The sequence below is a fragment of the Vogesella alkaliphila genome (genome assembly GCF_014652475.1).
Lineage (GTDB): Bacteria > Pseudomonadota > Gammaproteobacteria > Burkholderiales > Chromobacteriaceae > Vogesella > Vogesella alkaliphila.
Genome location: NZ_BMYW01000009.1, coordinates 124,463 through 131,077, shown reverse-complemented (window position 1 = coordinate 131,077; position 6,615 = coordinate 124,463). Strand labels below are relative to the sequence as shown.

The following is a 6,615-nucleotide window of genomic DNA, read 5'->3' as shown; positions in this document are numbered from 1 at the left end:
GGAACCACTGCCCGGCACCGAGGCCGCGTACCGCGCCGCCGCCAGTAAAGGTCTTGGCCTGCGCATCGTGCGCCTGCTGCCGTAGTCGCGCGTAGTGGCTGAGCTGCTCGGCGTCGCTGGCGTAGTAGGCGCCGGGGGCGTCGTAGTGCTGCAGGCTGCTCTGCAGCCGGCTGCCATCCAGCCCCTGATCCAGTGCCGACTCGTCGCCGCTGTGGCCGGTGGCTACCGGCTGGTAGTCGTAAGTGGCCAGCGCCACGCTGCCGGGCACGATCTGTCGCGCGCCATCCCAGCGGGTGAGGCCATCCTCTTCTTCCGTCGCATCGCTGCGGTGGAAGCGCACCCGCTCGACGTTGGCCGCAGGTAGCGAGTACGGGTCGTCGAAGGCGACCAGTTTGACTTGCGGCGTATCGCCGTCCAGGTGCTCGTAACGCCAGGAGAGCCCCTCTTCGCGCAGCAGGCGGCTGATGAAAGCGTGATCCGATTCGCGGTACTGCAGGCAGTAGCTGCGGGATGGCAGCGGGCCGGACAGCACGAAGTCCAGCGCCTGGCCGGCGGCGAACACCGGGTTGGCGGCGGCGTGCTCGGCAAAGAGCTGCCGCACGATGGCGTCCACCGACAGATCCTGAAACACGCGCGAGGTGTGGCGCAGGCGCAGCAGCGCGAACGGCGGCTCCACGGTCAACGCGTATTTGGCAAAGCCGCCATCGCTGCCCAGCGCCTCGGCGGCGCTGACCACGCCACAGCGGATCGTCTCGCTGCCGTCGGCGCCGGCGATGCCGAGCCGCACCGGCAGGCCGAGCAGCGTCTTCAGCTCAATGCTGTCACTGGCGGACAGGCATTCGACGCGGAAGCGGTAATCGCCGGCCAGCGCCTCGTCGCCGCTCAGGCTCAGCGGCAGCAGCGCCTCGCCCCAGCGGCTGCCATCGCCCAGTTGCAGACTGAGCAGGCGCTGGTCCTGGTTGAAGGCGGACGCGAAGCTGGCGAGCAGGTCGGGGAGGTTCATGGCAGCGGCTCCGGAGCGAAACAAAGCCCCGGATTATGCCAAAGAGTTACGCATTTGTCGTTAATGCCGAACGAGTAACAGGCCGGAGCGTGGCCCGCTTTCCGCCATGTTGCTTGCCGTCGACAAGAAGGCCGGCTGCTTGCGCCAGTACTGCTGCGCGGGATCGGGGACGGGCCGCGCCATAAAAAAAGCGGGCCGGCTGGCCCGCTCAAACACCCTCAAACATTGCCCGTTACGCCACCGCGCCCTTGCCGGTGTGCGGTGACGCCTCGAACGCCTGCCGCAGCGTCGCCAGTTTGCCGCGGGCGCTGGCGAGGCCGGCGTCCTTGACGTGGCCGAAACCGCGAATGCCTTCGTACTGCTTGATCATCTCGGTGGCGGTGGCAAGGTTGGTCTCAGTCAGCTTGCCGCACAGTTCGTCCACCAGCGTCTCGAACTCGACGATCAGTGCGCGCTCCAGCTTGCGGTCGGCCTGGTAGCCGAACGGGTCCAGCGCGGTGCCGCGCAGGCTCTTGAAGCGGGCAATCACGCCCATCGCCTTCAGCGCCCACTGGCCGAGGTTGATCTTGCGCGGCTGGTGGCCGGTCATCCAGCTGGCGCCGAAGTGGAAGGTCAGCTTCAGCTCGCCGTCGAACTGCGCGGCCAGCTCGCGCTGGAATACGCCGTCGCTGTACAGGCGCGCCACTTCGTACTCGTCCTTGTAGGCCAGCAGGTGGTAGTAGTTCTTCGCCACCGCCAGCGCCAGCGCGCTGCTGCCGGGCTTGGCCTGCTCTTCGGCGGCCTGCACCCTGGCAACCAGCGCCTTGTAGCGCTCGGCCAGCTTATCGTCCTGATAGGCGACCAGCTCCTTGCTGCGATGGTGCAGCACGCCGTCCACGGTTTCACGTGGAACGAATTGCACCACCGCCGACGGCGACACCAGCGTCTCCACGCGCTGCAGGTCGTGCGCGGCGTGGCGGCCCCAGGTGAAGGCGTCCTGGTTGAACTTCACCGCGGCGCCGTTCAGCTCGATGGCCTTCATGATCGCCTCCAGCGACACCGGCACCAGCCCCTGCTGCCAGGCGTAGCCGAGCATGAACATGTTGGCCGCGATGGCGTCGCCCTGCAGCGCGGTGGCGATGCGGGTGGCGTTGACCTCGGAAAAATGGCTGCCGCCGACCGACTCGATGATCGCGTCCTTCATCGCCCGCGCCGGGAAGCGCACGTCCGGGTTCTTCAGGAAGGCGCTGGTCGGCGATTCGTAGCTGTTGACCACCACGTGGCTGAAGCCCTCGCGCATCTTGGCCAGCGCTTCCTCGGCGGCGGTGACCACCAGGTCGCAGCCCAGCACCAGGTTGGCGTCGCCGGCAGCGATGCGCACCGCGTGCAGTTTTTCCTGGCTATCGGCGATGCGCACGTGCGACCACACCGAGCCGCCTTTTTGCGCAAGGCCAGCCATGTCCAGCACGGTGATGCCCTTGTTGTCGAGGTGAGCGGCCATCGCCAGCACCTGGCCGATGGTGACCACGCCGGTGCCGCCGACGCCGGTGATCATGATGCCGTACGGCTCGTGCAGCGCCGGCAGTCGCGGCGCCGGCAGTGCGCCCATATGGTCGAGGCCGGCCTTGTTGCCGCCGGACTTTTTCAGCTTGGCGCCGGAGACGCTGACGAAGCTGGGGCAGAAGCCCTCGACGCAGCTGTAGTCCTTGTTGCAGCTGCTCTGGTCGATCTTGCGCTTGCGGCCGAGCGCGGTTTCCACCGGCAGCACCGACAGGCAGCCGGATTTCTTGCCGCAGTCGCCGCAGCCCTCGCACACGCGCTCGTTGATGAAGATGCGGCGGTCCGGGTCGGGAAATTCGCCACGCTTACGACGGCGGCGCTTCTCGGCGGCACAGGTCTGGTCGTGGATCAGGATGGTCACGCCCTCGATCTCGCGCAGCTCCTTCTGGATGCGGTCCAGCTCGCGGCGGTGGAACACCTCCACCCCCGGCGCCAGGCCTTCCTTCAGCCCGTGCGCGGTGCGGTACTTGTCCGGGTCGTCGCTGGTGATCACGATGCGGCCAACCCCTTCGGCGTGCACCTGGCGGGTGATCATCGGCACGTCCAGATAACCGTCGACGTGCTGGCCACCGGTCATCGCCACCGCGTCGTTGTACAGGATCTTGTAGGTAATGTTGACCTTGCCGGCTACCGCGGCGCGGATCGCCAGCAGGCCGGAGTGGAAGTAGGTGCCGTCACCGAGGTTGGTGAAGATGTGCTTGGTGGTGGTGAACGGCGCCTGGCCCAGCCAGGTGATGCCTTCGCCGCCCATCTGGGTGAAGGTCTTGGTGCTGTCGCCCTCGATCCAGTGCGCCATGTAGTGGCAGCCGATGCCGGCCACCGCGCGGCTGCCTTCCGGCACCTTGGTGGAGGTGTTGTGCGGACAGCCGGAGCAGTAGTGCGGGATGCGCGCGATCGCCTCGCGCGGCTGCACCAGCTGCGCTTCCTTGTCGTCGTAGAACTTCAGGCGGTCGTGGATCACCGGGCTGTCGAAGATGTTGGCCAGCCGGCTGGCGATGGCGCGCGCGATCATCGCCGGGGTCAGCTCGCCGGCGGCCGGCAGCAGCCAGTCGCCGTGAGGCAGCGCCCATTCGCCTTTCTCGGCGAACTTGCCCACCACGCGCGGGCGCACGTCGTCGCGCCAGTTGTACAGCTGTTCCTTCAGCTGGTATTCGATGATCTGGCGTTTTTCCTCGATCACCAGGATCTCGTCCAGGCCCTGCGCGAATTCGCGCACGCCTTCCGGCTCCAGCGGCCACACCATGCCCACCTTGAAGATGCGCAGGCCGATGTCGGCGGCCAAGGTTTCGTCGATGCCGAGGTCGTCCAGCGCCTGCATCACGTCCAGGTAGCTCTTGCCACAGGTGATGATGCCCAGGCGCGCCTTCGGCGAATCCAGCGTCACGTGGTTCAGCTTGTTGACGCGGGCGTAGGCCAGCGCCGCGTACAGGCGGTGGTGCAGCACGCGCTTTTCCTGCGCCAGCGGGGTGTCCGGCCAGCGGATGGACAGGCCGTCGGCCGGCAGCGGGAAGTCTTCCGGAATGATGGTCTTGACCCGGTCCGGGCTGATGTCGACCACCGCCGAGCTTTCGATGGTGTCGGTAATCGCCTTGATCGACACCCAGCAGCCGGAGTAGCGGCTCATCGCCCAGCCGTGCAGGCCGTAGTCGATCACCTCCTGCACGCCGGACGGCGACAGCACCGGGATCATGCTGGCGGCCAGGATGTGGTCGGACTGGTGCGGGAAGGTGGAGGATTTGGCGGCGTGGTCGTCGCCGCAGATCAGCAGCACGCCGCCGTGCTTGCTGGTGCCGGCCACGTTGCCGTGCTTGATCACGTCGCCGGAGCGGTCCACGCCGGGGCCCTTGCCGTACCACATGGCGTACACGCCTTCGTACTTGGCCCCCTCGAACATGTTGACCTGCTGCGTACCCCACACCGCGGTGGCGGCGAGATCCTCGTTGAGGCCGGGGTGAAACACCACGTTGTGCGCCTTGAGGTATTTCTCCGCCTTCTGCATGGTCTGGTCGACGTTGCCCAGCGGCGAGCCGCGGTAGCCGGTGACGTAGCCGGCGGTATTGAGGCCGGCGGCGCGGTCGCGCTCCTGCTGCATCATCGGCAGGCGCACCAGCGCCTGGATGCCGTTCAGCAATACCTGTCCGGTAGCGGCCGTGTACTTGTCTTCCAGTTCGACATGGCGAATCGACATGGTTTCTCCTCCATCATTCTCTGTGCTTGTGGCAACGGGGGCGAGGCGCGGCCTTGTGGGCGGCGCTTGCTGGCAATCTCTATCTCTAGTTGTAGCGCCTGCGGCGTCTTTTTGTGGTGGCGGCCGGCGCGCAGATGGCGGCGCGGCTACCGGGTGCAGACTAGGTGACGTAAACGTAAACGTCAATATAATTGTCGTTTCAACGCGACAGGTGCGGCTTATGTGCCAGTGCAGCATGCGCGGCCGACGCCGGGCGCAGAACACAGCGTTCCGCCCCCGACATTGAGTAGACAGTCGGCGGGCGGTAGAGTGCTCCCTTGACCCTGCCGCCGCCGGCCACAAGCCTGCTGCGGCCAACCTTTGCGGTGCCTCCCATGCCTACCTCCCGTCAGGAAACCTCGCGCGGCGTGCTCTATGCCGTCGGCGCCTTCTTCATCTGGGGCCTGTTCCCGCTGTACTGGAAGCCGCTGCACGACGTGCCGGCGTTGCAGATCCTGTGCCACCGCATCGTGTGGTCGGCCGTGTTCGTGGCGCTGATCCTGCTGCTGCAGCGCAACTGGGGCTGGCTGGCCGACAGCGTGCGCGACACGCGCCGCCTCGGCATCTTCGCGCTGTCCTCCTTGCTGCTGTCGCTGAACTGGCTGATCTACATCTGGGCGGTCAACGACGGGCGCGTGGTGGAGGCCAGCCTCGGCTACTTCATCAATCCGCTGGTCAACGTGCTGCTGGGGCGCTTCTTCCTCGGCGAGCGGCTGACGCGGCCGCAGGCCGGCGCCGTCGGCCTCGCCACCCTCGGCGTGGCGTGGATCACCCTCGGCGTCGGCAGCCTGCCGTGGGTGGCGCTGAGCCTGGCCGGCACCTTCGGCGTCTACGGCCTGCTGCGCAAGCAGGCGCCGCTGCCGTCGCTGGAAGGGCTGGCGCTGGAAACCTTCCTGATGCTGCCGCTGGCGGCGGCGGCCTTGCTGTGGTTCGAGGCCACCGGCAGCGGCGGCTTCGGCCACCTCGGCCTTAGCACCGACCTGCTGCTGATCGGCGGCGGCATCGTCACCGCCATCCCGCTGCTGCTGTTCGCCAGCGGCGCGCGGCGCCTGAAGCTGGCCACCGTCGGCCTGATCCAGTATCTCGGCCCCAGCATCCAGCTGCTGCTGGGCGTGCTGCTGTACCAGGAGCCGTTCGGCCCGGAACGCGCCGTCGGCTTCGCGCTGATCTGGAGCGGGCTGGCGCTGTACTCCGGTGCCGGGCTGCTGGGCTACTGGAAGCAACGCCGCCTGCAGCAGGCGTAAGCGGGCATCGCAAAAAGCATGCGGCCAACCCTACAAGGTTGGCCGCATGGTCATGGATACAGTGCCATCACACAGTGTGCTGGCACTGTCGCTTGCCGCCGCGGCCAGCCGCCGGTAGCGTGACAGGCGACAAGGGAGACCGGCATGAGCATCACCTTCGATACCGACAAGCAGCGGCTGGACCGCGACATGGTGTACCGCTACCTGAGCGGCGAATCCTACTGGGCACGCGGCCTGCCGCGCGACATCTTCGAACGCTCGCTGGACGGCGCGCTGTGCATCGGCGGCTACGACGAGCACGGCCGCCAGGTGGCGTTCGCGCGCGTGATCAGCGATTTCGCCACCTTCGCCTACCTCGGCGACGTGTTCGTGCTGGACAGCGTGCGCGGCCAGGGCACGGGCAAGGCGCTGATGGCCTACATCCAGCAGCACCCGCAGCTGCAGAACCTGCGCCGCTTCATGCTGGCCACCGCCGACGCCCACGGCCTGTACGCGCAGTTCGGCTTTGCCGGGCTGGGCGCGCCGGAGCGCATCATGGAAAAGGTGGAGCCGGACGTGTACCAAAGGCTGGCCGCCGAGGACAAGCCGGCCTGACGTGCCGG

The 6,615-nt window shown here is 67.3% G+C and carries 4 protein-coding genes; 2 read left to right on the top strand and 2 right to left on the bottom strand.

The genetic code is table 11. From position 1 onward, the window contains the following. Both IE100_RS13375 and IE100_RS13370 read right to left on the bottom strand, forming a co-directional pair. Positions 1-1,003, bottom strand: a 1,003-nt coding sequence (locus IE100_RS13375; RefSeq protein WP_189374857.1) for a type VI secretion system Vgr family protein, incomplete at its 3' end; no start/stop codon positions are given. A 232-nt stretch (positions 1,004-1,235) separates the two neighbouring features. Next, the gene (locus IE100_RS13370) at positions 1,236-4,730 is read right to left on the bottom strand and encodes an indolepyruvate ferredoxin oxidoreductase family protein (RefSeq protein ID WP_189374856.1); all 3,495 of its coding nucleotides are present in this window, start codon (positions 4,728-4,730) and stop codon (positions 1,236-1,238) included. A 374-nt stretch (positions 4,731-5,104) separates the two neighbouring features. On the opposite strand from IE100_RS13370, the gene rarD reads away from it, so the two are divergent. Both rarD and IE100_RS13360 read left to right on the top strand, forming a co-directional pair. Next, positions 5,105-6,013 carry an EamA family transporter RarD gene (gene rarD / locus IE100_RS13365; RefSeq protein ID WP_189374855.1) on the top strand — a complete coding sequence of 303 codons (909 nt, stop codon included), beginning with the start codon at positions 5,105-5,107 and terminating at the stop codon, positions 6,011-6,013. Positions 6,014-6,157: 144 nt separating this feature from the next. Beyond that, the gene (locus IE100_RS13360; RefSeq protein ID WP_189374854.1) at positions 6,158-6,607 is read left to right on the top strand and encodes a GNAT family N-acetyltransferase; all 450 of its coding nucleotides are present in this window, start codon (positions 6,158-6,160) and stop codon (positions 6,605-6,607) included. Positions 6,608-6,615: the final 8 nt, after the last annotated feature.

Excerpts from the sequence above, each read along its gene's own strand:
- IE100_RS13370 (WP_189374856.1), bottom strand. The coding sequence starts at position 4,730 with ATGTCGATTCGCCATGTCGAACTGGAAGACAAGTACACGGCCGCTACC.
- rarD (WP_189374855.1), top strand. The coding sequence starts at position 5,105 with ATGCCTACCTCCCGTCAGGAAACCTCGCGCGGCGTGCTCTATGCCGTC.
- IE100_RS13360 (WP_189374854.1), top strand. The coding sequence starts at position 6,158 with ATGAGCATCACCTTCGATACCGACAAGCAGCGGCTGGACCGCGACATG.